The organism is Roseicella sp. DB1501, from assembly GCF_013112485.1.
Classification (GTDB): Bacteria; Pseudomonadota; Alphaproteobacteria; order Acetobacterales; family Acetobacteraceae; genus Paracraurococcus.
The window spans coordinates 1-26,839 of record NZ_JABFHG010000026.1; the positions used below are offsets into that span (position 1 = coordinate 1).

Annotated in this window: 28 protein-coding genes and 3 pseudogenes; 18 read left to right on the forward strand and 13 right to left on the reverse strand. The window is 66.9% G+C overall.

Going from position 1 to position 26,839, the window contains the following annotated elements; all coding sequences use genetic code 11:
• The first annotated feature begins 255 nt into the window (after positions 1-255).
• Complete coding sequence (locus tag HJG45_RS27455; protein WP_171617100.1) at positions 256-552, forward strand: transposase; 297 nt, start codon at positions 256-258, stop codon at positions 550-552.
• 175 nt (positions 553-727) lie between these two features.
• On the opposite strand, the pseudogene HJG45_RS27460 reads toward HJG45_RS27455, so the two are convergent.
• Positions 728-1,909 (reverse strand): annotated as a pseudogene (locus HJG45_RS27460) (IS701 family transposase); the annotation flags it as partial.
• Between the two features lie 414 nt (positions 1,910-2,323).
• On the opposite strand from HJG45_RS27460, the gene HJG45_RS27465 reads away from it, so the two are divergent.
• Positions 2,324-2,719, forward strand: coding sequence for a hypothetical protein (locus tag HJG45_RS27465; protein ID WP_171617102.1), 396 nt, complete (start codon positions 2,324-2,326; stop codon positions 2,717-2,719).
• Between the two features lie 40 nt (positions 2,720-2,759).
• On the opposite strand, the gene HJG45_RS27470 is transcribed toward HJG45_RS27465, so the two are convergent.
• From HJG45_RS27470 to HJG45_RS27490, 5 genes and pseudogenes are all read right to left on the reverse strand, one after another.
• Positions 2,760-3,716: a tripartite tricarboxylate transporter substrate binding protein gene (locus tag HJG45_RS27470; RefSeq protein ID WP_171617104.1), complete on the reverse strand. Its 957-nt coding sequence runs from the start codon at positions 3,714-3,716 to the stop codon at positions 2,760-2,762.
• Positions 3,717-4,332: 616 nt separating this feature from the next.
• Positions 4,333-4,503: pseudogene (locus HJG45_RS27475) on the reverse strand (transposase); the annotation flags it as partial.
• Positions 4,504-4,787: 284 nt separating this feature from the next.
• Entirely contained in the window at positions 4,788-5,273 is a 486-nt protein-coding gene (locus HJG45_RS27480; RefSeq protein ID WP_171617106.1) for a hypothetical protein, read from the reverse strand.
• 133 nt (positions 5,274-5,406) lie between these two features.
• Positions 5,407-5,877, reverse strand: a complete 471-nt coding sequence (locus tag HJG45_RS27485; protein WP_171617108.1) for a hypothetical protein — start codon at positions 5,875-5,877, stop codon at positions 5,407-5,409.
• 236 nt (positions 5,878-6,113) lie between these two features.
• Positions 6,114-6,812, reverse strand: a complete 699-nt coding sequence (locus HJG45_RS27490; protein ID WP_171617110.1) for a GntR family transcriptional regulator — start codon at positions 6,810-6,812, stop codon at positions 6,114-6,116.
• Positions 6,813-6,951: 139 nt separating this feature from the next.
• On the opposite strand from HJG45_RS27490, the gene HJG45_RS27495 reads away from it, so the two are divergent.
• The 15 genes from HJG45_RS27495 to HJG45_RS27565 all read left to right on the forward strand — a co-directional run bounded on the left by HJG45_RS27495 (position 6,952) and on the right by HJG45_RS27565 (position 18,742).
• A complete protein-coding gene (locus tag HJG45_RS27495) occupies positions 6,952-7,170 on the forward strand; it encodes a rubredoxin (protein ID WP_171617112.1) in 219 nt (72 codons plus the stop codon).
• A gap of 26 nt (positions 7,171-7,196) precedes the next feature.
• Positions 7,197-7,943, forward strand: coding sequence for a pirin family protein (locus tag HJG45_RS27500; protein ID WP_171617113.1), 747 nt, complete (start codon positions 7,197-7,199; stop codon positions 7,941-7,943).
• A gap of 10 nt (positions 7,944-7,953) precedes the next feature.
• On the forward strand, positions 7,954-8,517 hold the full coding sequence (locus tag HJG45_RS27505; protein ID WP_171617114.1) for a 4-oxalocrotonate tautomerase: 564 nt from the start codon (positions 7,954-7,956) through the stop codon (positions 8,515-8,517).
• Between the two features lie 22 nt (positions 8,518-8,539).
• Positions 8,540-9,022, forward strand: a complete 483-nt coding sequence (locus HJG45_RS27510; protein WP_171617115.1) for a cupin domain-containing protein — start codon at positions 8,540-8,542, stop codon at positions 9,020-9,022.
• Between the two features lie 122 nt (positions 9,023-9,144).
• Entirely contained in the window at positions 9,145-10,629 is a 1,485-nt protein-coding gene (locus tag HJG45_RS27515; RefSeq protein ID WP_171617116.1) for an FAD-dependent monooxygenase, read from the forward strand.
• A gap of 625 nt (positions 10,630-11,254) precedes the next feature.
• A complete protein-coding gene (locus HJG45_RS27520) occupies positions 11,255-11,950 on the forward strand; it encodes a Crp/Fnr family transcriptional regulator (RefSeq protein ID WP_171617117.1) in 696 nt (231 codons plus the stop codon).
• 199 nt (positions 11,951-12,149) lie between these two features.
• On the forward strand, positions 12,150-12,338 hold the full coding sequence (locus tag HJG45_RS27525; RefSeq protein WP_174890593.1) for a hypothetical protein: 189 nt from the start codon (positions 12,150-12,152) through the stop codon (positions 12,336-12,338).
• A gap of 77 nt (positions 12,339-12,415) precedes the next feature.
• Positions 12,416-12,577: a periplasmic nitrate reductase, NapE protein gene (locus HJG45_RS27530; RefSeq protein WP_171617118.1), complete on the forward strand. Its 162-nt coding sequence runs from the start codon at positions 12,416-12,418 to the stop codon at positions 12,575-12,577.
• Positions 12,578-12,588: 11 nt separating this feature from the next.
• A complete protein-coding gene (locus tag HJG45_RS27535; protein ID WP_171617119.1) occupies positions 12,589-12,885 on the forward strand; it encodes a 4Fe-4S dicluster domain-containing protein in 297 nt (98 codons plus the stop codon).
• A complete protein-coding gene (locus HJG45_RS27540) occupies positions 12,878-13,174 on the forward strand; it encodes a chaperone NapD (RefSeq protein WP_171617120.1) in 297 nt (98 codons plus the stop codon). Before HJG45_RS27535 ends, HJG45_RS27540 begins: the two co-directional genes overlap by 8 nt.
• Entirely contained in the window at positions 13,155-15,704 is a 2,550-nt protein-coding gene (napA, locus tag HJG45_RS27545; protein WP_171617121.1) for a nitrate reductase catalytic subunit NapA, read from the forward strand. Before HJG45_RS27540 ends, napA begins: the two co-directional genes overlap by 20 nt.
• Positions 15,704-16,180, forward strand: coding sequence for a nitrate reductase cytochrome c-type subunit (locus HJG45_RS27550; RefSeq protein ID WP_171617131.1), 477 nt, complete (start codon positions 15,704-15,706; stop codon positions 16,178-16,180). Before napA ends, HJG45_RS27550 begins: the two co-directional genes overlap by 1 nt.
• Positions 16,180-16,860: a NapC/NirT family cytochrome c gene (locus tag HJG45_RS27555; RefSeq protein ID WP_254452847.1), complete on the forward strand. Its 681-nt coding sequence runs from the start codon at positions 16,180-16,182 to the stop codon at positions 16,858-16,860. Before HJG45_RS27550 ends, HJG45_RS27555 begins: the two co-directional genes overlap by 1 nt.
• 41 nt (positions 16,861-16,901) lie before the next feature.
• Positions 16,902-17,402, forward strand: a complete 501-nt coding sequence (locus HJG45_RS27560; protein WP_171617122.1) for a DUF4142 domain-containing protein — start codon at positions 16,902-16,904, stop codon at positions 17,400-17,402.
• 134 nt (positions 17,403-17,536) lie between these two features.
• Positions 17,537-18,742: an NnrS family protein gene (locus HJG45_RS27565; protein ID WP_171617123.1), complete on the forward strand. Its 1,206-nt coding sequence runs from the start codon at positions 17,537-17,539 to the stop codon at positions 18,740-18,742.
• Between the two features lie 58 nt (positions 18,743-18,800).
• Here HJG45_RS27565 and HJG45_RS27570 read toward each other — a convergent pair whose 3' ends face one another.
• From HJG45_RS27570 to HJG45_RS27600, 7 genes are all read right to left on the reverse strand, one after another.
• Positions 18,801-19,091 carry a cytochrome c family protein gene (locus HJG45_RS27570; protein WP_171617124.1) on the reverse strand — a complete coding sequence of 97 codons (291 nt, stop codon included), beginning with the start codon at positions 19,089-19,091 and terminating at the stop codon, positions 18,801-18,803.
• A gap of 78 nt (positions 19,092-19,169) precedes the next feature.
• A complete protein-coding gene (locus HJG45_RS27575) occupies positions 19,170-19,766 on the reverse strand; it encodes a DUF4142 domain-containing protein (RefSeq protein WP_171617125.1) in 597 nt (198 codons plus the stop codon).
• A gap of 29 nt (positions 19,767-19,795) precedes the next feature.
• On the reverse strand, positions 19,796-21,733 hold the full coding sequence (locus tag HJG45_RS27580) for a nitric oxide reductase activation protein NorD (protein ID WP_171617126.1): 1,938 nt from the start codon (positions 21,731-21,733) through the stop codon (positions 19,796-19,798).
• A gap of 4 nt (positions 21,734-21,737) precedes the next feature.
• On the reverse strand, positions 21,738-22,544 hold the full coding sequence (locus HJG45_RS27585) for a CbbQ/NirQ/NorQ/GpvN family protein (protein WP_171617127.1): 807 nt from the start codon (positions 22,542-22,544) through the stop codon (positions 21,738-21,740).
• On the reverse strand, positions 22,541-23,890 hold the full coding sequence (locus HJG45_RS27590; protein WP_171617128.1) for a cbb3-type cytochrome c oxidase subunit I: 1,350 nt from the start codon (positions 23,888-23,890) through the stop codon (positions 22,541-22,543). Before HJG45_RS27590 ends, HJG45_RS27585 begins: the two co-directional genes overlap by 4 nt.
• 16 nt (positions 23,891-23,906) lie before the next feature.
• Positions 23,907-24,359: a cytochrome c gene (locus HJG45_RS27595; protein WP_171617129.1), complete on the reverse strand. Its 453-nt coding sequence runs from the start codon at positions 24,357-24,359 to the stop codon at positions 23,907-23,909.
• 433 nt (positions 24,360-24,792) lie between these two features.
• Positions 24,793-25,887, reverse strand: a complete 1,095-nt coding sequence (locus tag HJG45_RS27600) for an IS630 family transposase (protein ID WP_171617130.1) — start codon at positions 25,885-25,887, stop codon at positions 24,793-24,795.
• A gap of 699 nt (positions 25,888-26,586) precedes the next feature.
• On the opposite strand from HJG45_RS27600, the pseudogene HJG45_RS29075 reads away from it, so the two are divergent.
• Positions 26,587-26,839, forward strand: a pseudogene (locus HJG45_RS29075) (hypothetical protein); the annotation flags it as partial.

The window sequence follows — 26,839 nt, forward strand, 5'->3', positions numbered from 1 at the left end:
CCCTGGCCCGAAGATCGTCCGAGTATGCCCGCGCCATCACCGCCTCCCTCCAATGGAGACGGTGAACCACACTCAGTCTCCGCCGTCACTCAGATCGTGAACCGGTGTTCAACGGACACGCTCTAGGCTTACAGGCGACAACGGACTTCCGTTCCACCCAGCAGCCAGGCAGGTCAGCCGATCAGCCCAGCGTGCCGCAAGGCAGTCGAGGGACGACGCTTACGATGCCAAGGTGGCGGTCGAACTCGCAACAGCGTGCCGCAGCGCCCGCTCGTTCGGCTGGGGAACAAGGGCTACGACACCGATGACGTCCGCTACGCAGATTGGTGTCGCGGCACCTTGTCGATGATCCCGACCAAATCGAGCCGAAAAGCCCAGTTCACCGTCGATCATGCGCTGTACAGACTGCGCAACCGGATCGAACGCTACTTCAACAAAATCAAGAATGCCCGCCGCGTCGCCACCCGCTACGACAAAATGGCCGCCAGCTTTATGGCTTTCGTCGAGATCACCTCAATCCGGTACTGGCTCAGGTTTGTCAACGCAGCCTAGCATTACAGTTGCATACTTCGCTTCAGGTGTGAGCGACGCGCGGCCGCTTGGTGGGCGCGTCGCCAGAGCGACCAGGCGATGACGTAGGCTGGCTGGATGCGTCGTTGTTTGAGCCGCACGGCGACACGGCGGATTTCTTGGACTGACCAGCGGATGAGATCCGGCGTACTCGCGTCAGTTGGATCAGCGTTTTTTGGGGCGGCGGCGCGTTGGCCTGGTGGCGGATGCTCGCCAACATGGCGAAGGCCAACATGACGAGCGAGACGTGGCGATGCCAGCCGTGCCACGACCGGCTCTCGTTGTGATCGAGGCCAAGTTCGCTTTTCGCGGTCTCGAATGCGTCCTCGATGGTCCAGCGTTGCCCCTCTACTGCGGCCAGCCGCTCGATCGCGGTCCCGGCTGGGCACCAGGTGGTGAAGTAGGCACAGTTGCCGTCAGCGGGACTGCGCCGGATGAGTAGCCCACGGGTCCAGGTTTCGGTTGCACCTTCCCGGTACTCGTCTGCATCGAGATCGGCCAGTTCGCAGTACGCCCAATCGTAGAGCCGCGGCCCCTTCGTGTCCTTGCCGGCGGACAAGCGATGCCAGGCGGAGGGCGCCAGGCCTGCCGCGATCGCTTCGGCGGTCCCCGCGACCTCCGGCTTGCCAACCCAGGCACTGAAGGCATGCGTGGCGTTAACGCCGAGCACGTAGCCTTTGCCCGCCCGGCGCAGCGTCATCTCGATCTCGCCCACCCCGTAGACGCTGTCCGCCGCCACCCAGACGAACGGCACCCCGGCCGCGATGGCACGCTCGACCATGCGCCTGGCCAGCCGCGGCTTGGTGGCGAAGCCTACCTCGGGCGGCACATGCGCCGCTGCCAGCCGGGCCGGGGCGTCGGTCCAGCTCTTGGGCAGGTAGAGGGTACGATCGAGGAAGGCGTGCCCGTGCCGCGACGCATAGGCCGCGAAGACCCCGATCTGACAGTTGGTGATCTTGCCTGCCGAGCCGGTGTACTGCCGCCCGACGCCACAGGATGCCTTGCCTTGCTTGAGAAAGCCGGTCTCATCGATGACCAGTACCGCATCCGGATCGGCCAGCGCCTCCAGCGCGTAATCGCGCACGATGTCACGCAGTGCATCAGCCTCCCAATGGCCGCGACCGAGGATGGCCTGCCGCCGCCACGGACCGGGATCACCCGCCGCCTCGGCCCGCATCCAACCCGTTTTGCGCCGCTCGGGTCCAAGCAGCCCATCCAGGAACTGCCTCGCCGATGCCGCCACCCGGTCCTGCGTGAACACAAGGCGCATCCGCGCCTTGGCATCCCGCAGCGCCCGCGCCCACAGGTCCAATGTCGTCTCGATCGATGCACCGCTCATCGGCTCACCCCGCGACAAAACAGAGCAACGCATCAACTCAGAAAAAATGCAACTGTAATGCTAGCTGATCTGGGGGAGTGCACTCCATCAAACCAGACACGCGGCTGGGATGAACGCTTCCTGATTCCTGTCGCTAGCCGGTGCGAGGGAACGGCTCCAGGTTTGGAGGAGGGAGTACAACGGTCGACGTATGCGTCGACCGGCCGTATGGGGTACTATGGAACTTGATCCAGTGGGCGCTCGCCAAGCGGCCTCAACAAGCCCGACGAGTTGCGTAGCCCCCGGACCAGCGCAGGGGTCAGGATCAAAGCCGACCGTGGCCTCGAAGCAGCAGATGGACGCGGCGGTGCAGGCCGGCCCGGCGAGCCAGACCTTCCGGGCCGTTGGACAGGCCGGGCCGCACGACGGCAAGGCATGGCCAGTCTAGCCTGGGCCATGCCATTTGCGCCGAAGTCAGACAGCCCCAACGGCGACCAGTTCCGCGATCCCGAGGTCGCAGCCGGCGCACTCGTGGTGTCGGTGACGCGGCACGCCATCGAGCGGATGATCCGGCGGCACCGCGAGTTGCTGTCTGGTGAAGCGATCGCCGCCTATCTCGCCGACGATCCCCAGCCCGCCCGCGCCGAGATGCGGCGCATATTCCGATCGCAACCGGTCGACCCGAGCACAGCGCGGCTGCGCACCTGCTTCCATCATACCGTCGGACATGTGGTGTTCGTCTGCGCCAATCGGCGCAGCCAATATGGCCTCTACGGCTATCATGTCATCACGGTGATGGTGCGGCAGGGGCCGTTGCCACCACGCGATTAGGAAGCCCTTCGGTGGCGAACCGCCCATAGGGCGCGCGGCGCTACTGGTTTTGCACGTTGAGCTTGCTGAGGATCGGCCGCCATTGGCGATCCTGGTCGCGCAAGAACTGGGCGAACTCGGCCGGCGTGCTGCCCACGATGAACTGTGCGTCGCGGCTCAGCCGCTCCTGGATGCGCGGGTCGCGCAGGGAACCCACGGCAGCGGCGTTCAGCTTCTGCATCAGTTCGGCCGGGGTACGGGCCGGGGCGAGCAGGCCGAACCAACTCAGCGCCTCGGTGCCGGGCGCGAACTCCGCGATGGTCGGCACCTCGGGGGTGGGCGGCATGCGCTGCTTGCTCGTCCAGGCCAGCAGCCGGCCCTGGCCGTTGCGGAACACCGGCACCGCGGTGCTGCCGGCGACCACCAGGGTGTCGAGGTTGCCGGCGAGGAAGTCGTTCAGTGCGGCAGAGTCGCCACGATAGGTGACATCCTGCATCTGGATGCCAAGCCGGTCGCAGACCAGCAGCATGGCGACGTTGGTGAGCGTGGTTGGGCCGTTCGTGCCGTAGGTGATCCGCCCCGGCTTCGCCTTGGCCGCGGCGACGAAGGCCGGGATGTCGGCCGGGCCGCGGTTCTGCGCCAGGATCCCGAAGGGATAGGTGGTGGCCAGGCTGATCGGGGCGAAGTCCTCGACCTGATAGGGCAGGTTCTTCACCACCACGGGATTGATGGTCAGCGTCGTGCCGGCGGCCATCAGCAGGGTGGCGCCGTCCGGCTGGGCGTGGGCCACATAGTCGGCTCCGACGATGGTGTTGCCGCCGGCGCGGTTCTCCACCAGGACATTCTGACCGAGGATCTCCGTCATCCGCTCCGCCATGAGGCGGGCGAGGACATCGGTGCTGCCGCCAGGGGCGAAGGGCACGACGATGGTGACGGGCCGCGCCGGCTGGGCCAGGGCAGGAGCGGCGAGGGAGGCGGCGAGGCCGCCGAGCAGTAGGCGGCGCGAGGCGCAGGTCATGGATTGTCCTTTGTTCTCCTGCGCAGCCAGGGGCGAGCCCAGAGCTCGATTGCTCCGGAAACACCAAGCCCCCGTGGGCGCCGGTTGAGTGGTTCTTTGCCAGAGCCGCCGGCGCCGCGCTACCGCCGGACGGCGACCAGCCTCGACATGCTCTCGGTCGCCGCTGCCTTTCTGCCCGACCGCCTCACCGATCAGCGCCAGGCTGTCGCTTGTCGGCTCAATGCGCCCGGCCCGCTGCCCCGAGTGCAGAGGTCGCTGTTGTGCGCGTTGATCTGCAGGAATACCACGAGGTGGCCGGCCGCCAGTCCCTCGGCGCGGAGCTTCTCGGCGGTACGAACGGCATAGGCCGTACCGGTCGTCTAACCCATGGGTGTTGGTAGCTGACCCGCAGTGTTGTCCCGTCCGGCAGCACGATCCCGATCTGCGACGCCTCTCGGCCAGGGAGAGCCTCACACGGCGCCGGTGATTGCCTCCACCGACTTCGCACGCACACTCATATGAGTGATCGTAGGAGCGCCCTCAGCGTCGGTTGGCGGCGTCTGCGTCTTGCCCATGACCGCCTTCGATCATAAGGCTGGCCCGCTTCGCAATGTGCCACCGCCGCAACGCTTACCCAGAGCCAGGTGCGCGGGACGATGTCGCTCAGCTTGGCGGTGACGTTCATCGAATACATCGCCGCAGCACGCTCGTCACCCCGGTCGGAGCCGGCAAACAGCCATGACTTCCGCCCCAGGGCGATGTCACGCAGGGCGTGCTCGGCAACCTTGTTCGTCAGGCAGATCCGGCCGTGGCAGATAGTGTACCCGCGCGCCGGCCTCCATGCCCTGGCTGCGAGCACGGTCCGCCGAACCCAGTTGGATGACGATGCTCGACACGCCACGGAACTCCGACAGGCTTACTGTCGCGGAAACTATGAGATAGGCCGAGGTCATCAAGGCGGTCACCTTAACGGTGTAGTGCAGGCGTTTTGCGCAACGCTTCGCCCGGCCCCGGTGCGCTCAGGCCGCTCCAGTACACGTTGCCATTATTGACCAGTTCGGCCCAGCCGCGCCGCCGCTCAAAGGCGGCCCTTCAGTTCGCGCAGGGGCTGCAGGTTGTGAGGTCGAGATAGATGTCGAGCGTGCAGTACCATTGCACGTTCGTGGTGGTGCATTGCTCCGTCCAGGACTGGAAGCAGAACTGGGTCTGCAGCCCGTTGCAGGTGTTCTTGATATTGCTCTGCGGGCAGCCCGGGTCCTTGAAGACCGGCTGGCCCCAATTGCCCGAGCTGCAGGCCGGCTCGTAGTCAGGCGGCGGCACGGCGGAGCAGGCTAGGGAGATGTTGTAGCCCTCCTTCTTGGCGCACCAATTGGTGATGGTGACGTCGAGCTTGCTCGGGTCGCCGACTTCCCCCGCGTTATTCTCCGACGTAGTGAAGCAATTGTTGTCCTGCTTCCAGCGATTGTAGTCGCCGGCATAGTAGCCGCCCCAATAATAGGGGTTGTCGCCGGTGCAGTAGAAAGCCCAGCCTTTGGTGTCGTCAGCGCCGAAGTTGATGGTCGGCTGCGGCTGGAGCACGCAGTTCGGGATGCCTGAGCAGGGATCGCTCGAGCTGCCGAGCTGAGCCTCTGCAGGCCCTGCTTGGACCAGGATGAGCAAGCCGAGGAGAAGCAGGCTAGCGACCGAATGGCGCATCATGATCTTCCCCTACTCATTGGCTCTGGCGCAGTGCGGCGCGGTTCGTCGGCACCGCGCTGAGCAATTGCGGCATGGCGGTTGCGCGGTGGTCCTGCCGTGCGCAGCCGAGAAAGATGGTGACGTTGCCGGGCTCATCGGCATTGTTGCCGACGACCAGGCGTGGGACGCGGCCGTCAGGCCGACCGGGTACCAGGCCGATCGAGATATGCTCGTGCCTGCGGGCATCCCAGCCCACCGGATACGGATAGCCTGCGGGGCACTGCATCGGGATCACGACCGACTTGCCTGGATTAACCGAACGAGGCTCGAGCCGGACGATCCGGCAGTCATTCAGGTCGGCGGGGCAGGCATTGTCCTGCTGCGCCAGGACGCGGCTGGTGTTGTAGGGCGAAACCGAAGCGTTCTCGGCCAGGGCCATGCGCGGCCACAACATCGAGATGGCAAGCGCTACGCTGACGTACAGCCACCAACATATAGAGGTCATTCCAGGCCTCCTTATCGCAAGCATTCGATGACAATGCACATCGCGGCGCCTGTAGAATCGTACCGGTCGCTCGCTCTGCTCCACGTCACTGGAAGCCTACTGGTCTCCACCAATCGGCGTCTATGCTGCACTGCGTCCGAAGGTGCTCCGCCTCGCAGTGTTCGCGCATGAGCAGAGAAGCTCACTGCATCAGACAACTGATAGTCATCTCAGCAGAGCTGCTACAGTCGCATGGATCAGCGACGCCGGCTACGGAGGTTGGGTCCCGTGAGCCGGTCGTTGAGCGCCGCGGTGAAGATCGGTTCCCAATCCAGGATGTGCCGGCTGATCAGCGACGCTATGCCGTCTTTGTCGCCCGCCTCGGCAAGCGCGATGAGCTGCTTGTGCTCCTGGATCGAGGCCTCCTGGCGCTGCCGCCCCGCGGCGGAGCCGAGGCCGTAGAGCCGCATGCCATCGCGCAGATCCATCGCCATCTTGGTCAGCAGCGGATTGCCGGCCCGCGCGATCAAGGCCTGGTGGAAGGCGCGGTCGGCCTGGATGTAGCCGCGCCCGTCTTCTCGGGCGACGGTATCGGCGACAGCATCGGCCAGGGTATGCAGCTCGGCTGCGTCGGTGAGGCGACGCTCCGCGAGCGTCGTCATGGCGTGCCGCTCGAGCAACTCGCGCAGGGCGAAGAGGTCGTGCAGTTGCTCGAGCGTCGTCTCCTCGACGCGGAACCCCCGATTGCGGACCGGTGTGATCAGGCCGCTATGGCTCAGCTCCAGCAGCGCCTCTCGCACCGGGGTGGTCGAGATGCCGAGTTCCTCGGCGAGGCTCGGCACCGAGAACATGGTTCCCGGCGCCGCATGGCCGGAGACGATGTCGGAGCGCACGCGCTGCAGCACGACGTCGCGCAAGCTGGTGGTGAAAGGCTCGGCGGCGCGGAGGTCATCCATTCAGGGCCTGCTCCAAGGGAATGAGGCGGGGCACTTCATAAAGCTCTTGCGCTACCGTGTCACGTGCCATAGTAGTGCGTTACTGTAGTAGGCCACACACTACGCTTCCCGCACTATCCGTGTATCCCAGGAGCTCACCATGCCCTCCGACCCCCTGCTGCGCTGGCTCTGCCTCGGCTGCGGCTTCTCCTACGACGAGGCCCTCGGCCTGCCCGAGCACGGCATCCCTCCCGGCACCCGCTGGCGCGACATCCCCGAGGATTGGGCCTGCCCCGATTGCGGCACCCCGAAGCATGCCTTCGAGATGGTCCAGCTTCCCTACGCATCCGAGGCCGAGGCCTCTGGCCTCGTCCCGTGACGACGATCCCTGCAAGGACACGCCCGATGACCGAGACCTTCGTGATCCGCGCCGCCGAGCGCGGTTTCGACCGGCTGACTGCCAAGGACAACCCAACTTATGTCAGCGGCCATCCGGACGGGTTCATAACCCGGCATTCCAGCTTCAATTTCCATGAGTATCAGTCAGGACGGGCCGGCTTCGGCCACATCCGCGTCTTCGGCGATGAAGTGTTCACCGGTGCAGGCACCGGCTACAGCATGCACCCGCACCACAACTTCATCATCTGCGCCTTCGTTCTCGACGGTCGGCTGACACATCTTAACACGCTTGGCCACATCGACGAACTCGGCCGCGACGACTTCTACGCCTTCTCGGCCGGCTCCGGTGGCCAGCACTGCGAGGTCAATATCCGCGCGGACAACATGAACGCCATCTATCTCTGGATGGTGCCGGACGCGCTCTATCACCAGCCCGGCTATCAGCTCGGGCATTTCGATCGAGCGACGCAGGGCAACCGCCTCGTCCAACTCATCGGGCCCGAGCCTGGCGCCATCCCGATCCCGCAGCAGATTCGTGTCTCGCGCCTCATCACAGACCAAGCGGGCATCTTCGAGTACCACCCTGCCTCACCGGCCCATGGCGTGTACACCTTTGTTGTCGAGGGCGAGGCGGCCTGCGAGGATCTCGTCCTCCGTCGCCGCGATAGCGCCGGCATCACGGGCGCCGAGACGATCCGCATCGAGACCGGCGCAGGACCGGCTGACCTGCTCCTCGTTGAAACCGCGATGTGAGGCCGCTTCCATGCCGATCATGCAGGTGACCCATCCTGAGGCGGCGCTCTCCCCGTCGCAGAAGCGGGACTTGGCGCAGCGCCTGACCGAGGTGTTGATCGCCATGGAGGGAGGCGCGGACACCGAGGGCGGACGCGGCTTCGCCTGGGTGGTCTTCACGCCGGTGCCGGCCGGCGACTGGTGGATCGGCGGAAGCGCCGACAATCGCTTTGTCCATCCGCCGGGAGCCTTCCTCGTCCATGTGACAGTGCCCGAGGGCTACATGAGCGCGAGCCACAAGGCGGAGGTCCATGCCTGGGTCAACGCCGCCATCCTTGCCGCCACCGGCCAGGCCGCAATCGAAGGCATGGGCCGCAGCGTGCTGGTGGTCATCGATGAAGTGACGGAGGGCAACTGGGGCGCAGCCGGGCATCCTATCAGCCTTGCCGCCATCGCGGAGGCAGTCGGGACACCCCGCGACGGTGAGCGCTTCGCCTGGGTGCAAGCCTATTTCGCGGCCAAGCGGCGACAGCTCGTCGCCGCCGGCTATCCTTCGGATGTCGGCGGCCTCCTGCCCGCGCTCGCGGACTGCTAACCTTCGCCACAGGAGGAGTTCAATGGCCTTCAGCTTCTGGCATTCGCGTGGGGCGGATGCGCCGATCTCCATTCCGGCGATCGGTCTCGAGCTCTTTGTGCGTCTGCCGCCCAGTGCGAGCGATGGCGCGCTCACCGTGATCGAGACCGTAAATGCGCCAGGCTTCGGTCCGCCGCGCCACCGTCACCGGGAGGTGGAGGTCTTCCGCGTCCTTGAGGGACGCTACCTCTACGAGGTGGATGGACGGCGTTTCTCGGCCGAGGTCGGCGACGTCGTCAGCGTGCCTGGCGGCGCCGAGCACGCCTTTGTCAATGTCACGGACCGTCCGGCACGGCAGCTGGTGATGATCCTGCCGGGTCTCGACGCCGCAGCTTTCTTCACGGAGCTCGGGACGGTGATGCAGGCCGGAGTTCCCGAGCGCGCCGTGCTCAACGCCTTCGGCGCGCGGTGGGGAATGGAGTTCCTGGGTCCGCCGCTCCGTCCCTCGGACAACCAAATGGGATGAGCGGGACGATCCGAGAGACGTCACTCCCTGCGGGTCTGTGCAACCAGGCTTCCTAGCCGTCTTTGATCATGCAAGCTGGTTGCAGCCAAGCGCAAAGCTGCACTGCAACCCGGAGGACATCCATGACCAAACCCATTCTCGTGGTCGGCGCCGGTCCAGTCGGCCTGACCTTGGCTTCCGAACTCGCGCGCTACGGCGTGCCCGTCCGCATCGTCGATAAGGCGGCGACACGGACGGACAAGTCGAAGGCCCTGGTGCTGTGGAGCCGGACCCTCGAACTGCTCGACCGGGGTGGGAACAGCGGCGCAGCTCCCTTCGTCGCGGCCGGATTCAGGGCCGAGGCGGTAAACATGGTCGCCAGCGATCGGGTGATCGGCCGCGTCGGCATGGGCGAGGTGCGGAGCCCCTATCCCTATGGGCTCATGCTGCCGCAGTCCGAGACCGAGCGACTGCTCGAGGAGCGGCTGAGCAGCGCAGGCGTCACTGTCGAGCGCTGCGTCGAGCTTGCTTCCTTCACCGTCGGCGAGGACGGTGTCGAGGCCGTGCTACGGCATGCCGACGGACAAGAGGAAATGACTTCAGCAGCGTGGATGGTTGGCTGCGACGGAGCACACAGCGCCGTACGCCACGGCCTTGGCGCCCCCTTTGTCGGTGAGACGCTGAACAGCGACTGGATGCTAGCCGACATCCACATGCGCGGATATCCATTCCCGGACAGTGAGATTGCGGTCTACTGGCACCGGGACGGCGTCCTGATCTTCTTCCCCATCTCTCCGGGCCGCTACCGCGTGATCGCCGACATGCCGGCCTCTGGTGCAGACCACTCGCCCAGCCCAACGTTGGAGGAGGTGCAGGAGGTGATGGACCGGCGCGGGCCGCCGGACCTGGTAGCCTCTGATCCAATCTGGCTGGCGGGCTTCCGCATCAACGGCCGGAAGGTTGCCAGCTATCGCTGGGGCCAGGTCTTTCTCGCTGGCGACGCGGCGCACATCCATAGCCCCGCCGGCGGGCAGGGCATGAACACCGGCATGCAGGACGCCTTCAATCTTGCCTGGAAGCTGGCCCTGGTGGTCCGCGGCACCTGTGGGGAGCATCTGCTCGACAGCTACAGCCCGGAGCGCAGCCGTGTCGGTGATGAGGTGCTGAAGGCAACGGGCCGCCTGACGGCGGTGGGGACGCTGCACAACCCGGTCGCCCAGGCCGTGCGGAACACGATCGGGCACGCGATGCTGGGCCTCGCCGCTGTCCGGCATACTGTCGCCGACACCATGACAGAGGTCTCGATCGGCTATCCCGACAGCCCGCTGAACGGGCCGCAGCTGCACGGTGGGCCAGCTCCAGGCGAGCGGGTATTGCCAGCCGCCGGGCAGGTTCCGGTCGGATCGAGCGGTGCGCCACGTTTCGCGCTGTTCGCTGAGCCGACGGCGGCCACGGCCGACTTGCTGAAGCGCTTCGATGGCCTGACTGGCCCAGAGATCCGACCAGCCTTCCGCCCTGGGGCAATTTGGCTGATTCGGCCAGATGGCTATGTCGCATGTGCCGCCCAGGACGCCGCCACGATCGCCAAGTACCTGGAGCAGCTTCAGCACCCGGCAGGTCAAACCTGACGCCAACTTGTAGCAAGATTCCGATTTGGAGCCAGGGATGCTCCGTTGGAACTGTGCCCTGTCCTGAATGGCTTGGACGCCTTCCGGCGAAGGCCGGGAACTGGCGATGTCGAAGTCGGCAGTGCAGGTGGCGCGGAAGGCTCTGGCTGTGGACCGCGCTCGCCGGCCTGCGGCATGCTGTGGCAACCGGCTGAGATGGCGTGGGGCACCGCCACCGGCTGCATTTCAGCGCCGCGGGGCCAACTTGGAAACTGGTGGCAAGGGTTCGCCACCGAGGACGGAGTGAGGGCATCCGGGCGGTCACAACTCTGAGGCTCAGCGACCGGGATCAATACGAAGCCGACGCGCCCTGGACCTGCGGGTAAGAACTCCTTCGCGCGCAATGCGGGCTGCGACCTTCATCTCAGCCATGCCTGAACGCGGGCATCGTCGATGCGGCGTGCTGAAGGCGAGCCCCTGCGATTGTCAGGAGGGGGCTGTACGGCTCTCCGGGCAGCGGCATCCTTGCCAAGAGCCATGCCCGCCGATTTGGGACCGACGGCGCCTTCGTTCACCTCCCTCGATGCCTTGTCCGAGTTCGGCGACGGAGCGAGGCGATCCAGGCGGAACCGGAGAGAAACGCGCCATGCCGCTGCAGGACGACTTGGACTTTTTGAGCCGCACGGGGCTGTTCGGCGGTTTGGCGCCCGATGCCCTCGAGGTCATCGCAGCCAGGGCGACACCGCGCCTGGTTCGGGCCAGGCAGGCCGTGTTTCGGCAGGGCGGCGAGCCAACGCACCTGCATCTCGTGACGAAGGGATGGGTGAAGATCGGACATGTGACCGGGAGTGGCGCACCCCTCACGATCCGGATCATGGAGCCGGGCGACGTGCCCGGTTGCGTCGCAGTCTTCCGCCGGACCCCCTATCCGGCCACGGCCACGGCGATTGTGGACAGCCGGCTTCTCACCTGGCCCACGACGGCGGTCGGCGAGTTGATGGAGCGGTATCCGAGGATCTCCGCGAATGCCCTCGAGATGGTCGGTGGCCGGACCGAGGAGATGTTGCATCGGTCACGAGAGTTCGCAACGGAGCCCGTCGAACGCCGCATCGCCCGGGTGCTTCTGCGCCTCGTGACCCAAGCCGGGCAACCGGTCGGGGAAGGCATGGAGGTCAGCTTCCCGCTCTCCAGGCAGGACATCGCCGAGATGGCGGGTACGACGCTCCATACCGTCAGCCGGACGTTGCGCATGTGGGAGCGCAGCGGCCTTGTCGCCGGCGGGAGGCAGCGAGTTGTCATCCGGAACGAGAAGGGACTTAGGGCAGTTACCGCGGGAGACTGATGTTCACGTTCCCTTGACAATACCTGCTGATGCGCGCCCCGCGCCTTCTCGGCGCCCCGCTGTTTGATCGAACGCAAAGAGCAGCGAGGAGGGTGCCTGCATAGTCTGCCCGGACGGAAACAGCGGGCGGAAAAAGGCGCGTTGCGCGAGCAGGTCCGGACGACTTGGCGCCTTCGGACAGGAGGAAGGAGACGCACCTATGCCGACCGAGATCAGCCGCCACACTATTGCGCTGGTCAAGGCCAGCTTTCCCGTTCTCGAGGCGCGTGGGCTCGTCATAACTCGGCGCATGTACGAGCGGATGTTCCAGAAAGAAGCCGCCTGGGACCTGTTCAACCAGTCCCACCATGAGGTTTTGCTGCGACCCGGCATCACGCACGCTCAGTAGGTCCGCGGACCGGCACCACTTGTGTGAGTTGACCATCGGTGGGGAGGGGTAACCAATTGGATGCAAGAGCCACCGAGATGCTCGCTGAGGCAGCGCCGCTGCGTCGGCGGCGCGAAGGTTTCGCGTTCCTTCTTCTTGCCGTCCTGATCTGGCCTTTCATCGCGGTGGGCGTGGTGGCGGGCTGGGGCTTCGTCGTCTGGATGTACTACCTGTTCACCGGCCCTCCGGGCCCGGTGTGAAGAGGGCAGCCATGGCCCTTCCCGCAAATCCGGGGCGACGCGGCCTGCTGCTTGGCAGGCCCGTCATCGTCGATCAGCGGCCGGTTGCCGCGTTAGCGCGCTCCTGCCTCGCCCTTCGCGGCATCGCCTGCATGAGTTGTCGGGATGCCTGCCTCACCGGGGCGATCCGCTTCTCCCTCGTCCGTGGCGGTGCCATCCCGCGTGTCGAAGCCGAAGCCTGCACGGGCTGTGCGGACTGCATCCCGGTCTGCCCGGCCTCGGCCATCACCCTCGTGGCGCCGGAGGCCAGGGAGCCGTCGCGTGCCTGAGGAATTCCACGTCTCCAGTCTCGTCATCCTCTGCCGCAAGGAGCGCGCGGCCGAGATCGCCGCGGCCCTGAGCGCCATGGACGACATGCAGGTCCATGGCGGCGTGCCGGAGGGAAAGCTCGTCGTCACACTTGAGACGGCGACCGAAGGCGAGATCGTCGAGCGCCTGAACCAGGTCCAGCTCATCAGCGGCGTGCTCGCCGCCACCCTCGTCTTCCATCAGTTCGAGCCAGCGCATTCCAGCGAAGCCAGCACCGGGGGCTGCAGACATGGATCTCTCGCGTCGTGACCTGATCAGGGCCCAGGCTGCCGCCGCGGCCGCGGCGGCAGCCAACGTCACTCTGCCTACGCAGGCGCAGAACATCCCGCTCGGCGAGGAGCTGCGTCTGAAATGGGACAAGGCGCCCTGCCGCTTCTGCGGCACCGGCTGCGGCGTCATGGTGGGCGTGAAGGACGGGCGCGTGGTCGCCACCCATGGCGACATGCGCGCCGAGGTCAATCGTGGCCTCAACTGCGTGAAGGGCTACTTCCTTTCGAAGATCATGTACGGCTCGGATCGCCTGACGCAGCCCCTCATGCGGATGCGCAATGGGCGGTTCGACAAGGAGGGCGAGCTGCAGCCCGTCTCCTGGGACCAGGCCTTCGACACCATGGCGGCGCACTGGAAGAAGGTGCTGCGGGAGAAGGGGCCGGAGGCCGTGGGGATGTTCGGCTCCGGCCAGTGGACACTCTGGGAGGGCTACGCCGCCTCGAAGCTGATGCGGGCCGGCTTCCGCTCCAACAATCTCGACCCGAACGCCCGGCATTGCATGGCGTCCGCCGCCGTCACCTTCATCCGCACCTTCGGCATGGATGAGCCGATGGGCTGCTACGACGATTTCGAGAATGCCGACGCCTTCGTGCTCTGGGGCTCGAACATGGCGGAGATGCACCCGATCCTCTGGACCAGGATAACTGATCGCCGTCTCAGCGCCGAGCATGTCCGCATCCACACCCTCTCGACCTATGAGCACCGGACGTCCGACCTCTCCGACGCGGCCGTCATCTTCAGGCCCGGCTCCGACCTGGCGATCATGAACTACATCGCCAACCACATCATCCGCTCCGGCGCGGTGAACCGGGAGTTCGTGGACCGGCACGTCAACTTCCGCATGGCCAATACCGATATCGGCTACGGGTTGCGGCCCGAGAATGTGCTGGAGCAGCGTGCCCAGCACGCAAACGACGCCCAGGTCTCCCACCCTTCCGATTTCGAGGCCTATGCCCGCCTCGTCTCCAACTACACACTGGACCGGGCGCATGAGCTCTCGGGCGTGCCGAAGACCCAGCTCGAGGCCCTGGCGAAGCTCTATGCCGATCCGAAGACCAAGGTCATGTCGCTCTGGACCATGGGCTTCAACCAGCACGTCCGCGGCGTCTGGGCGAACCACATGATCTACAACCTCCATCTGCTGACCGGTAAGATCGCCGAGCCAGGCAACAGTCCCTTCTCGCTCACCGGCCAGCCTTCCGCCTGCGGCACGGCGCGCGAGGTCGGGACCTTCTCGCACCGTCTGCCCGCCGACATGCAGGTGGCCAACCCCGAGCACCGCAAGCATGCGGAGCATTTGTGGAAGCTGCCGGAGGGGCTGCTGCCGGGGAAGGTTGGCTACCACGCCGTCGAGCAGGACCGGATGCTGAAGGACGGCAAGCTCAACGCCTACTGGATCATGTGCAACAACAACCTCCAGACGGCGCCGAACACCAGCAACGAGACCTATCCGGGCTACCGCAACCCGCTGAACCTCATCGTCTGCTCCGACCCCTATCCGACGGTCACGGCCATGGCGGCCGACATCGTTCTGCCCACCGCGATGTGGGTGGAGAAGGAGGGCGCCTACGGCAATGCCGAGCGGCGGACGCATTTCTGGCATCAGTTGGTGAACGCGCCGGGCGATGCCCGCTCCGACCTCTGGCAGCTGATGGAGTTCTCGAAGCGCTTCACCACCGATGAGGTCTGGCCCGCCGAGATCCTGGCGAAGGCTCCGGAGTACCGGGGCAAGACGCTCTTCGACGTGCTGTTCCGCAACGGCCAGGTGGACCGCTTCCCGCTGAGCGACATCGCGGCGGGCTACGAGAATCGCGAGTCGAAGGCGCTCGGCTTCTACGTCCAGAAGGGGTTGTTCGAGGAATACGCCTCCTTCGGCCGTGGCCACGGCCACGACCTCGCGCCATTCGACACCTATCACGAGGCGCGCGGCCTGCGCTGGCCGGTGGTGGACGGCAAGGAGACGCGCTGGCGCTACCGCGAGGGCTACGACCCCTATGTGGAGAAGGGGGCCGGGCTCCAATTTTACGGCAATCCGGACAAGCGGGCGAACATCATGGGCGCGCCCTACGAGCCGCCCGCGGAATCACCCGATCAGGAATACGACCTGTGGCTGGTGACCGGCCGGGTGCTGGAGCACTGGCATTCCGGCTCGATGACCCTGCGGGTGCCCGAGCTCTACAAGGCCTTCCCCGGCGCCGTGCTGTTCATGCATCCCGAGGACGCGCAGAAGCGCGGCCTGCGCCGCGGCCAGGAGGTGAGGATCGCCTCGCGGCGCGGCGAGATCCGCAGCCGCGTCGAGACCAGGGGGCGCAACAAGGTGCCGCGGGGAGTGGTCTTCGTGCCCTTCTTCGATGCCAGCCAGCTCATCAACAAGGTGACGCTGGATGCCACCGACCCGATCTCTAAGCAGACCGACTACAAGAAATGCGCGGTGAAGGTGGTTGCGGCTGCGGTGCAGGCGGCGCCGCCGCAGCCCTCGGAGCCTGATGCCCGCGGAGGGCCGCGGTGATGCGGCCCCGCCTGCTGGTCGGTACGATGGTCGGCATGGCCTGCCTCGCCGCCGGGACGCTGCTGGCGCAGGACGCGCCGCGCCTGCGAGGGCCGGACCCCTTCACGGTGGAGCAGCCCGCGCCACCGATGCAGCGCGCCATCACCAACGACGTGCGGGTTCGGCGGAATTACCCGGACCAGCCGCCGCTGATCCCGCATTCGATCGAGGGCTATGCGCTCGACCTGCACGCCAACAAGTGCATGTCCTGCCATGCGCGGCGCTTCACCGAGCAGAGCCAGGCGCCGATGATCTCGGTGACGCATTACCAGGACCGCGAGGGCAACACGCTCGGCGGCCTGGCGCCGCGGCGCTATGCCTGCCTTGCCTGCCATGTCCCGCAGACCGAGGCGCGGCCGCTGGTGGAGAACCGCTTCGTCGACATGGACGCGCTGACCGAGCCCGAGCGTCAGCCAGGCGGCCGGAGCAACCGCTGATGTCCGGGACAGCGAAGACCTCCTCCCCGATGGGCGGCGGCGGGGCCACGGCGCCGCCGCGCCGGCCGGGACCCATCCGCCGCCTGTGGAACTGGTTTTGGAGCCTGCGGCTGGTCCGGGTGGCGACCTCGCCCGCCACCAGCTTCAGCCTCGCCTTCCTCACGCTCGGCGGCTTCATCGCCGGTGTGGTCTTCTGGGGCGGCTTCAACACGGCGCTCGAGGCGACGAACCGTACCGAATTCTGCATCGGCTGCCACGAGATGCGAAGCAACGTCTTTGAGGAGCTGCAGGGCACCATCCACTTCACCAACCGCTCGGGCGTCCGGGCCGGCTGCCCGGATTGCCACGTGCCGCATGAGTGGACGCGGAAGATCGCCCGGAAGATGCAGGCCTCGAAGGAGGTCTGGGGTCATATCTTCGGCTCGATCGACACGCGGGACAAATTCCTCGATCTCCGGCGGCACCTGGCCGAGAGCGAATGGGCGCGCATGAAGGCCAATGATTCGCTGGAATGCCGCAACTGCCACTCCGCCGTGTCGATGGACGTCTCGAAGCAGAACCCGCGCGCGGCGTCGGCGCATGAGAGATTCCTGTTCACGGGGGAGCGGACATGCATCGACTGCCACAAGGGCATCGCCCACAGGCTGCCGGACATGACCGGCGTTCCCGGATGGCAGTAGCCACATCCACCGGGACCGGGCGGAGGCCGCTGCTGCTTGCCATGGCGGCGGCGCTGCCTGCCCTATACGGGCGCGGATCGCCCGCCACGGCCCAGGGAACGGCCGGGCCTCCGCCCTTCGATGCCGGGCGGTTCCTCGGCTTCGCCTACAGCTCGGCCGTGCTGCAGGAGCGCGCCTCGACGCTCGCCGCCACCCGGGACACACGGCCCGAGGTCAAGGCATTCGCCGGCGATATGGCGCGGTTCCGCGGGACGCAACTGGACCGCCTGCGCGCCGTCGCACAGGAGCGCGGCCTGCAGCCCCCGAAGGAGGAGTTCGAGCACAGGGTGGTTCTCGAGAACCTTGAGCCACTTGACTATCTCGCGCTCAGCCGCCGCTACGCGGAGGTTCAGGTCCAGGCGCTGGAGCAGGAGATCCAAAGCTACGAGACCGCCGAGCACGGCGCAGACGAGGGAATGAAGCGGTTTGCCGGGGAGATATTACCGCAGCTCCAGCAGCGGCTCGGGGCGGCCCGGCGGATGCTTCAGGCTGTGAGACCCTAGATGCCGGCGCTCCGGTCGGTGTTCAGCGGCGTCGCGCCTGCGGGGACGCTTACTCGTCCGGGCGATGACGCTCCACCGCCGCAGGATGCCCGCACGGTCGAAGCCAAAGCCGCTTCCTGTTGGGTGAATCCGTCATGAGCGCAAGCGACATTCCGCCGGATGTCGTGGCCCCTGGCGGATTCGCGCTCTTCCGCCAGGGCTTGCGGCCGTTTTTCTTGCTCTGCGCCATCTGGGCCGTCGTCGCGGTCGTATTGTGGCTTTGGGCGCTGCATGGAGGCGGGCTGCCGGACGGGCCTTTGCCGAGCCCCCGCTGGCATGGACACGAGATGTTGGCGGGCTTCATCGGTGCCGCCCTGTCCGGCTTCCTGCTCACCGCCATCCCGAACTGGACGGGCCGCCCTGCCTATTCGGGCGCGCCCTTGGCGCTGCTGGCGGCTCTGTTCGTCGTGGCGCGAGTAGTCCTGCTGCCCGGCTCCCAGGTGCCTGTGCCGGTTGCTGCCGTGGTCGCGCTATTGCCGCTACCGGTATTGCTTATGACCGTGCTCCCGGCCGTTGCGCGAGCTGCGCAGCCGCGCCTGTTCGGGCCGCCCGCGCTGATCCTCGCCTTCTGGGCGGGGGACGTCCTCATGCTGGGCGAGGCGGCGGGATGGTGCGACGGCACCTTCGAAAGCGGCGAGTTGCTTTCGCTCAACATCGCCCTAGCCCTGGTAGGTCTAATTGGCGGACGCATCATCCCAGCCTTTACCCGCAACGCGCTCAGGAAGGCGGGTCAGGAGGCGGAGCCGCGGACCTTGCCGGGCGTGGATGCCGCGGGGGTCGCGGCGCTGATGGCGGTGGCGGTGGTGGACCTGGCGGCACCCGCCGGATTGCTGGCCGGGACGACGGCGGCCGTCGCAGCGGTGTTGGCGTTGCTGCGACTCTCCTGCTGGCGAGGCCTGCGGACACTAGGCCAGCCGATCCTGTGGGTGCTGCACCTGGCTTACCTCATGCTGCCGGTTGCCCTGGCGGTGAAGGCTGTCCACCTGCTCGCGGGCGCGGGATGGGCGGCGAACTGGCTGCACCTCCAGGGTATCGGCGCGATCGGGCTGATGATCCTGGCGGTGATGCCGCGCGCGACGCTCGGCCACACCGGACATTCGCTGCAAGCATCGCGCGCAGTGGTGACCGCCTGGCTGCTACTGCCCTTGGCCGCAGCGCTGAGATCCTTCGGACCAAGCCTGCTGCCGAACATGCAGCCTTACGCCGCTGCCGGCGCGCTCTGGATCATCGCCTTCTGCCTCTTTCTTGCCGCGCACGGGTTGATGCTGCTGCAACCACGTCCGGACCAGAAGCCGGGCTGAGCTTTCAACGGCGCCTGGAATCCGATTCTTCCGCTTATCCTGTGATGCCGTTTCGCTATCAGGCGGCCTCATGCAGCAGATATGTGGGTAATGGGAAGGTCAGGACGACGCTTACGCCCTTCTCCTTCATGGCGTTGGGATAGCGGAAGCCCTCGACCGAGGCGGCCTTACGCCCCGCCACGCCATGCAGGTTGGGGCCAACCCCGTTGCGGCCGACGGCATTGACGGCGTGGCAGGCACGGCACTGACCGGCGACGCGCTCTCCGGCGGCCGGGGCGCCCGCCTGCTGCGCCAGGGCCGGGCCGGAGGCGAGCAGCAGGGCTGCCAGTCGGGTGATGCTGCGTGACATGCGGCCTTCTCGTCCTCAGGGCCGGCGTGCCGTGACCCCCGGGAAGGTATGGCGGCGGCCAGGTGGCGCCGCAGCCGATCAGTACTGCGGCGGGTTCTCGACGGTCTCGGCGCGCAGGCCCATCGGTTCGCCGAGCTTCCGCGCGGTTTCGAAATGCGCCCGCACGGCGGCGAGCACGCTGATGCCGAGGTGCTGCAGGGCCGGGTCGGGCGAGTTCGAGGCCATGGTCTGGAACAGCTCCGCCATCGGCCGGTAGAGCCCGAGCTGGCGCGCCAGGAAGGCTCGGTCGAAGCCGTCCCCGGATGCCTGGCGCAGGGTGTCGAGGGAGGGGTCCTGGACACGCGCCGCGGCCCGGTTCGGCAGGTCCAGTCGCCGCTCGGCGGCAAGGGCGGCGATGTCCTGGCGGAAGCGGTCATGGTCCGCAGCGATGGATTGGGCGAGTTGCCGCACGGCCGGCGCGGCGGCCCGCTGTGCCCCGATTTGCCCGGCTTCGGCCTGCGCCTCGCAGAACAGGGCGGCGCGCTGGAGCGCGCGCAGGTCCGCGATGGCCATGCCCTGGCCGGGCTGAGGCGGCAGGCGCGGCGTGGGGTCAGGCGTGATCCGAGTCTGCGCGCCCGCTGCGCCTCCCGCCAGCGCGGCGGTGCCCGCGAGCAGGAGGGTGGTCCGTCTCATCATCCTGGTGTCCTCCTGCGTTTGGCCATGGTTCAGCCGGTGACCTGCCGGTAGATCGCCGGCAGCGCCATTGGTAGCCGGCCGATGTCCGGGAAGATCGCGTAGCCGCCGGGCCCGAAGAGATAAGGGACATAGTCCCGCGCCTCGCGGTCCACGGTGATGCCGAAGACCTTGCAGCCGGCCCGGCGCGCCTCGCGGATGGCCATGCGGGTGTCCTCGATCGCGTAGCGGCCCTCATAGTGGTCGGCGTCGTTCGGCTTGCCGTCGGTCAGCAGCAGCAGGAGCCGGTGGCTGCGCGGGCGCTGCGCCAGCAGATGCGCCGCGTGCCGGACCGCGGCGCCCATCCGGGTGTAGTGGCCGGGGCGCAGCGCCCGGATGCGACGGACCACCGGCGCGGCCAGCCGCTCGTCGAAATCCTTGACCATGCGCAGCCAGACCGCGTCGCGCCGGCGGGAGGTGAAGGTGAGCACCGCGTGCTCGTCGCCGCAGGCGTCCAGCCCGCCGACGAGGGCGAGCAACGCTTCCCGCTCCACATCCAGCACCCGCCAATCCGAGACCCAGGCATCGGTGGAGAGCGAGACATCCACCAGCACCAGCACCGACAGGTCGCGCCGGAGGCTGCGCGTCGCGCTGTGCACCCGATCGGTGCCCGGCGCGCCGGCCCGGCAGTCGGCGAGGCTGCGCACCAGGGCCGAGAGGTCAAACTCCTCCCCATCCGGCTGGCCGTGCAGCAGCTGGCGGCGCGGACGCAGCGCCTCGAACTGCCGCCGCACGCGGCGGATGCGGCGCTGGGCCGCCTCGTCCGGGCGCCAGTCCTCGCCTGGCAAGGCGTCCTCCGGCGCCGGTTCCGCGAGCACCCGGCAATGCGCCGGCCTATAGCGGCCGCTGCGGTGGTCCCACTCCGGATAGGTGAAGCTCTCCGGCGCCGCCGCCAGCGCCCCTTCCGCCGCCAGGATGGGCGGCAGGTCGAGTTCCATCCTCAGCCGCGTTGCGGCGTGGCGTTGGTGCTCGCCGATGCCGATCTCGTCCAGGTCCTCGGCGGCCTGACGGGCGCCCGCCTCATCGTCATCCTCAACAGCGCGGGCGAGATTCATCATCTCGGCGAGTCCGAAGATGGTTTCGAAGCGGTTCAGCAGCAGCGGGTCGCGCCGGCGCGCCTGATCGGCCTCGCGGCGGCGGGCCCGGCGGCGGCGCCCGCCCGCCTCGGCCGCCGCGCCGCTGCTCTCCTCCTGCCCGGCCGCCTCGCGCGCCGCGCTCGGCGCGGGCGCCTCCACCTCACCCCAGAGCGGCACAGGCAGGAAGGGGCGGTAGCCGCGGCCGGCGCGGACGCCGTCGAGCGGAACATCAGGGTCGAGCAGCGCGGCGGCAGCCGGCGGCAGCGGCGACGGGTCGCCGAGCGAGGCGCGCACCGCCGCCTCCACCGCGGCCTCGTCGCCGGAGAGGCGGCGGGCCGGGCGCGCCGCGAGCAGGGCTGCGGCGAGATCGTGGTGCAGCGGGCGCAGTCCGGGGAGCGCCGCGAGCAACCTGGCCGTCTGGGCCCGCGCCGCCCGCAGGCGTCCCGCATCCCGCCGCAGGGGGTCGGGACCGGGCGGCAAAGGCGCTTGCGCGACGGCGAACCAGGCGGTCAGCCATTCGTAGAGAGCTCCGTTCGCTGCGCGATCGGACAGCAGGTCGATGACGGGGGGCAGGTGCAGCGTCGCGCCATCGAAGCGCGCGATGTCGAGCCGCTCCGCGTCGCCGAGGCCGAGCCGGGCACGCAACCCCAGGCGATGCCGGGAGAGGCTCGCCTCGCCCGCCGCAAGCTGCACCCCGCCCGGCCCGCCAAGGGCACGGAACAGGATGCCGAGACGGGTCCGGACCTCATCCAGCCGCACGGCGGCCGCCGGGTGATGGGGCCAGGAATGGGCGCCGCCGACCAGCCTATGCCAGTGCTGGCCGACGCTCTCCTCCGGCTCGAAGCTCCAGCCCATGGCGCTAGCCCAGCGTGATCTCGGCGACGCGCAGCAGCGCTTGCCGGATATCGGGCTCGTCGGTCAGGGGCTCGATCATCGCAGCGCGGATGGCGCGCTCGGGCTTCATCCCGGCGGCGATCAGCGTGGCGCAGTAGACCAGAAGCCGAGTGGAGACGCCCTCCTCCAGGTCCTGGCCCTTGAGGTCGCGCAGCGCGCGGGCCAGTCGCACCAGCGGCACGCAGCGTTCGCGCGGCAGGCCGCTCTCCGTGGCGACGATGGCCGCCTCCGCTTCGGGCGGCGGGAAGCCGAAATCCAGGGCGAGGAAACGCTGACGCGTGCTGGGCTTCAGCCCTTTCAGCACGTTCTGGTAGCCCGGGTTGTAGGAGACAACGAGCATGAACTCCCGGGGGGCCTGGAGGAGCTCCCCCGTGCGCTCGAGCGGCAGGATGCGGCGATCGTCGGTCAGGGGGTGCAGGACGACGGTGACGTCCTTGCGCGCCTCCACCACCTCGTCGAGGTAGCAGATGCCGCCCTGCCGCACCGCGCGGGTCAGCGGGCCGTCGGTCCAGACCGTATCGCCGCCCTGGAGCAGGTAGCGACCCGTGAGATCAGCCGCGGTGAGGTCGTCGTGGCAGGCCACGGTGAAGAGCGGCCGCCCGAGCCGGGCGGCCATGTGGGCGACGAAGCGGGTCTTGCCGCAGCCGGTCGGCCCTTTCAGCAGGAGCGGCAGGCGGTGATGGAAGGCGTGCTCGAAGAGCGCGCATTCGTCACCGGTCGGGGCGTAGTAGGGGACGGCTTGCTTCGCCGCCCCCGTTGCCGCCGCGCTCATTCGGCGGGCTGCGGCTCGGCGGCCATGTGCGCCGGGCGCTCCACCCGCGCCGGGCCGAAGATGGACCAGACGAAGAGCAGCGCGCCGAGCAGCACGAAGCAGCCAGCGCCGAGCCGCATCCAGTAGAAGAGCGCGATCTGGTCTTGCGCCTCCATGTAGGTCATCCCCATCACCCGCTGCAGGTGAACCTGCACGACGCCGCCGAAGGTCAGGGTGACCGCCATGAAGACCACGGCCGAGGTGGTGATCCAGAAGCTCCACATGTTGAGCACCTGATTGTAGGGCTGTACCCCGCGCAGGTAGGGCATGGCGTAGGTGATGACCGCCAGGTTGATCATCGCGTAGGCGCCATAGAAGGCGAGGTGCCCGTGTGCCGCGGTGATCTGCGTGCCGTGGCTGTAGTAGTTCACCCAGCTTAGCGTGTGCAGGAAGCCCCAGATGCCGGCGCCGAAGAAGGCACCGACGGTGCAGCCGAGCGACCAGAGCATCGCCGCCTTGTTCGGGTGGTCGCGGCGGCCGCGCCAGACCATGGTGAAGGCAAAGATCACCATGGCGAAGAAGGGCGCGATTTCCAGCGTCGAGAAGATGTTGCCCACCCATTGCCAGTAGCCCGGCGCACCAATCCAATAATAGTGATGCCCGGTGCCGAGCAGGCCGGAGAAGAGGGCGAGGCCAACGATGCCGTAGAGCCATTTCTCCACCACCTCGCGGTCCACACCGGTCATCTTGATGACCAGGAAGGCAAGGATGGAGGCCATCACCAGCTCCCACACGCCTTCCACCCAGAGGTGGATAACGTACCACCAATAAAGCTTGTCCACGGCGATGTTCGCCGGGTCCCATATGGCGAAGAACCAGAACACCGCGATGCCGACCATCCCCAGCATGAGGACGCTGGTCACCGCGGTGCGGCGGCCGCGCAGGATCGTGCTGCCGATGTTGAAGAGGAAGATCAGCGCGACGACGACGATCGCCCACTTGATCCAGAGCGGCTGCTCCAGGAACTCTCGCCCGCCATGGATGCCGAGCAGGTAGCCGCCGACCGCGGCCAGGGCGCCGACCAGGAGCAGGCCGAACTGGACATAGGCGAGCAGCGGGCTGGTGATGTCGCGCTCCGCCTCCTCCGGCACCAGGTAATAGGCGGCCCCGAAGAAGCCCATCAGCAGCCACACGACAAGGGCGTTGGTGTGGATCATGCGGAGGATGTTGAAGGGTACTATCTCCGCCAGGAAATTCGGCATGGTATAGACCATGGCCACGAGCAGGCCGAAGAGAAGCTGCACGACGAAGAGGGCCATGGCGCCCGCAAAGTATACATGGGCGACCCTTTGGCTGGCATATTTCATTCTGGCGTCCTCCCCCTCAACCCGACTGGTTGGGCGGCCAGCCCTGGGTGTTGATCTTGCTGACGAATTCGAGGAAGTCGGCGAGGTCGCTCACCTCCTGCTCGGTCAGATGGAATTGCGGCATCTGCCGCCGACCGGGCACACCGCTGGGTTGCGATGCCATCCAGGCGGCGAGCATACTGCGTGCTCCCTCGCGATCCTGGTCACCGCCGTAGCGCTTCCAAACATTGCCGAGCTCCGGCGCGAAATACGCCCCTTCGCCGAGCAGCGTGTGACAGTTGATGCAGGAGTTGCGCTCCCAAACTTCCTTGCCGCGTACCACGCCTCCTGACATCGCCGAGGAGGGAGCGCTCGTGCGTGTCATGTAGACATGCGTGTGAAGCGTCAGTGCGACAAACACGGCCAGCAAGAAAGCCGAGCCACCATAAAAAATGTTTCGAGTGGCATTTTTTGTCAGCCGCTCTTCCATAATGTCCCCTCCGACTTACTCCAAAGGCGAAAAGGTTGCGGTCTAAATACTAGAGCGCCTTATCGTGCTACCCGAAGCCAACATGCCAGTTTGAGGCTGGCGACCATAAGTGCAAAACATATTTTGATTAAGTTATGTTAGATATGATCGTTGCCGCCTGGGTGCATCCACCTCGGGCAGGGCCAAGCGATGCGCGATTAGAGATGGAGCGTCTTTTCTCAGAAGCCTGCGGCATCTGCACTGCTTGTCCCTCTCTGACGGCTCCTGGCCTAGGGTTTCGCGGATCGAACGGTGTGCTGATCACCATCTTCTTTTGTCTATGCAGCAGACTGCCGTGCGGTTCTTTGCGCTTCGTCAAACAACGGGGCGCGGCCAAGGTCGACCCTGCCCTGGTCTTGCGAAATTAAGAAAACTTTAGGTTCGAATGTCCCGGCTAGTGGATTGATTCCAGCAGACGTTTCCCGCGCTGGTGCTTGCCGATGATGGTGTCGGCGGGCGCGGTCCAGCGGAAGGGCTTCGGGTCGGCGTTGTGGGCGTCGAGGTAGTCGCGGATGGCCTGGTTCAGCTCGATGACGGAGCGGAAGACGCCACGCTTCAGACGGCGCTTGGTCAGGGTGGCGAACAGGCCCTCGACGGCGTTGATCCACGAGGCCGAGGTCGGCGTGAAGTGGACGTGGAAGCGGGGATGGCAGGCCAGCCAGCGCTTCACGGCCTCGGTTTTGTGGGCGGCGTAGTTGTCGAGGATCAGGTGCAGGTCGAGTTCGGCCGGCGTCTGCTTGTCGATCAGCCGCAGGAAGCGGATGAATTCGGCGGCGCGGTGGCGGAGCATGCACTGGCCGATCACCGTGCCCGCCTTTACGTCGAGCGCGACGAACAGCGTCGTCGTGCCGTGGCGCTTGTAGTCGTGCGTCATGGTCGCGCCCCGGCCGCGCTTCATCGGCAGTCCCGGCTGGGTGCGGTCGAGCGCCTGGATCTGGCTCTTCTCGTCCACGGACAGCACCAGGGCGTGCTCGGGCGGATTGACGTAGAGCCCGACGATGTCGCGGACCTTCTCGACGAACTTCGGGTCATTGGAGAGCTTGAAGGTCTCGACCCGGTGCGGCTGCAGCTCGTGCTCGCGCCAGTTGCGGTGGATGGTGGACGGCGCCAGGGTTCGACGCATGCGTCGAATCGCCTTCGCCATCGAGCGCAACGTCCAGTGCGTCGCCGCAGGCGGGTCCTCGTGCAGGGTGCGCTCGACGACAGCGGCAACCTGCTCGGGCGAGGCGGCGGCGAAAGCGTGGCCCCGCGGAGCGTCCCGGAACAGCCCGTCTGCGCCGTCCTGCATGTAGCGCGCCTGCCAGCGCCAGATCGTGGGTTTGCCTTTGCCGGTCGCCACCCGGATCGCCATGGTGCCCGCGCCGTCCGCGGTCATCAGCACGATCCCCGCCCGCCACACATGGTGCTGCGGGCTCTTGCGATTGGCGACCACGCCTTCGAGCCGCTCCCGGTCGCCCGGCCGAAGCCGGACCTCAATGCCTTCCCTCATGCGCCCAGACTTGCAGGTCCGGGCCAGCATGGGAATCGTCAACGCCGATCAAACCACTAGCACAGCGTCCGAAGATTGCAACGCATGATTAAATTTACTTTCCTCTCAAATATCTGAGGTTGATTTCGTTTCATGACGGAGTCATAATGGCATTGCACCTCGGCCCTAGCACCTCCGGGCCCTTGCGTTGGGGAAAGATGACCACGTCGACCGTCTACGACACCGCGAACGCGCAGTCCTGGGCCCAGATCACCACCGTGACCGACGCCCAGGGTCGGCTCGACACCCGGACCGTGTGGTACGACGACGGCACCCGCGTCGACACCGACTGGGACCAGACCGGCATCCAAGCCTGGAGCACAAGGTCCACCACGTACAGCCCACGGCGCAGACCACCGTCTACGACGACGGGCACCAGGACACGGTGTTCTTCTAACCACCGTTCGGCGGATCCCTCGGGATTAGTACGCGGAAGGCGGGCGCCCCTACGGAGGCCAGAGCCTTTTCCGTCCAACAGGATTCACGGAAAGTGCTCTAGCGACAGGGGACTGGCGGCCCTGCGCGAGAGGACGATGGTCGAACTCACGTCCGTGCAGCGGCAGGAACTGCGGCAGAGCGCGGCGGAGTGGCGGCCGCAGCCTAGTGCACTGAACCAGACGGAGGATTCACAGAGAGGCGCTGTGGTGGAATTCTCTGGACATGGCCCAGACCGTCAGCGTCATCGTTGGATCTGAGGACCGCGCCCGCTTGGCTGCGATCCTTGGTGACCGAAACTGTCCCCTCAAGCATGTGCAGCGAGCGAACATCATCCTGCTGTCGGCCGATCGTAAGCGTCAGCCATCAGTGGCCTTGAGATGCCCGGGCTTGCCTGCCGAGATAGCGGGCATGACGGACGAAGCTGACGTGGCGGAACCGCTCGGAGCGGGTTCTTATGACGGTCGGAAGGGCACGA

Bases quoted from the DNA above. Each gene is read 5' to 3' on its own strand.
- HJG45_RS27465 (WP_171617102.1), top strand. From the start codon at position 2,324: ATGGCCAGTCTAGCCTGGGCCATGCCATTTGCGCCGAAGTCAGACAGC.
- HJG45_RS27470 (WP_171617104.1), bottom strand. From the start codon at position 3,716: ATGACCTGCGCCTCGCGCCGCCTACTGCTCGGCGGCCTCGCCGCCTCC.
- HJG45_RS27485 (WP_171617108.1), bottom strand. From the start codon at position 5,877: ATGACCTCTATATGTTGGTGGCTGTACGTCAGCGTAGCGCTTGCCATC.
- HJG45_RS27490 (WP_171617110.1), bottom strand. From the start codon at position 6,812: ATGGATGACCTCCGCGCCGCCGAGCCTTTCACCACCAGCTTGCGCGAC.
- HJG45_RS27495 (WP_171617112.1), top strand. From the start codon at position 6,952: ATGCCCTCCGACCCCCTGCTGCGCTGGCTCTGCCTCGGCTGCGGCTTC.
- HJG45_RS27500 (WP_171617113.1), top strand. From the start codon at position 7,197: ATGACCGAGACCTTCGTGATCCGCGCCGCCGAGCGCGGTTTCGACCGG.
- HJG45_RS27505 (WP_171617114.1), top strand. From the start codon at position 7,954: ATGCCGATCATGCAGGTGACCCATCCTGAGGCGGCGCTCTCCCCGTCG.
- HJG45_RS27510 (WP_171617115.1), top strand. From the start codon at position 8,540: ATGGCCTTCAGCTTCTGGCATTCGCGTGGGGCGGATGCGCCGATCTCC.
- HJG45_RS27515 (WP_171617116.1), top strand. From the start codon at position 9,145: ATGACCAAACCCATTCTCGTGGTCGGCGCCGGTCCAGTCGGCCTGACC.
- HJG45_RS27520 (WP_171617117.1), top strand. From the start codon at position 11,255: ATGCCGCTGCAGGACGACTTGGACTTTTTGAGCCGCACGGGGCTGTTC.
- HJG45_RS27525 (WP_174890593.1), top strand. From the start codon at position 12,150: ATGCCGACCGAGATCAGCCGCCACACTATTGCGCTGGTCAAGGCCAGC.
- HJG45_RS27530 (WP_171617118.1), top strand. From the start codon at position 12,416: ATGCTCGCTGAGGCAGCGCCGCTGCGTCGGCGGCGCGAAGGTTTCGCG.
- HJG45_RS27535 (WP_171617119.1), top strand. From the start codon at position 12,589: ATGGCCCTTCCCGCAAATCCGGGGCGACGCGGCCTGCTGCTTGGCAGG.
- napA (WP_171617121.1), top strand. From the start codon at position 13,155: ATGGATCTCTCGCGTCGTGACCTGATCAGGGCCCAGGCTGCCGCCGCG.
- HJG45_RS27550 (WP_171617131.1), top strand. From the start codon at position 15,704: ATGCGGCCCCGCCTGCTGGTCGGTACGATGGTCGGCATGGCCTGCCTC.
- HJG45_RS27555 (WP_254452847.1), top strand. From the start codon at position 16,180: ATGTCCGGGACAGCGAAGACCTCCTCCCCGATGGGCGGCGGCGGGGCC.
- HJG45_RS27560 (WP_171617122.1), top strand. From the start codon at position 16,902: ATGGCGGCGGCGCTGCCTGCCCTATACGGGCGCGGATCGCCCGCCACG.
- HJG45_RS27565 (WP_171617123.1), top strand. From the start codon at position 17,537: ATGAGCGCAAGCGACATTCCGCCGGATGTCGTGGCCCCTGGCGGATTC.
- HJG45_RS27570 (WP_171617124.1), bottom strand. From the start codon at position 19,091: ATGTCACGCAGCATCACCCGACTGGCAGCCCTGCTGCTCGCCTCCGGC.
- HJG45_RS27575 (WP_171617125.1), bottom strand. From the start codon at position 19,766: ATGATGAGACGGACCACCCTCCTGCTCGCGGGCACCGCCGCGCTGGCG.
- HJG45_RS27580 (WP_171617126.1), bottom strand. From the start codon at position 21,733: ATGGGCTGGAGCTTCGAGCCGGAGGAGAGCGTCGGCCAGCACTGGCAT.
- HJG45_RS27585 (WP_171617127.1), bottom strand. From the start codon at position 22,544: ATGAGCGCGGCGGCAACGGGGGCGGCGAAGCAAGCCGTCCCCTACTAC.
- HJG45_RS27590 (WP_171617128.1), bottom strand. From the start codon at position 23,890: ATGAAATATGCCAGCCAAAGGGTCGCCCATGTATACTTTGCGGGCGCC.
- HJG45_RS27595 (WP_171617129.1), bottom strand. From the start codon at position 24,359: ATGGAAGAGCGGCTGACAAAAAATGCCACTCGAAACATTTTTTATGGT.
- HJG45_RS27600 (WP_171617130.1), bottom strand. From the start codon at position 25,887: ATGAGGGAAGGCATTGAGGTCCGGCTTCGGCCGGGCGACCGGGAGCGG.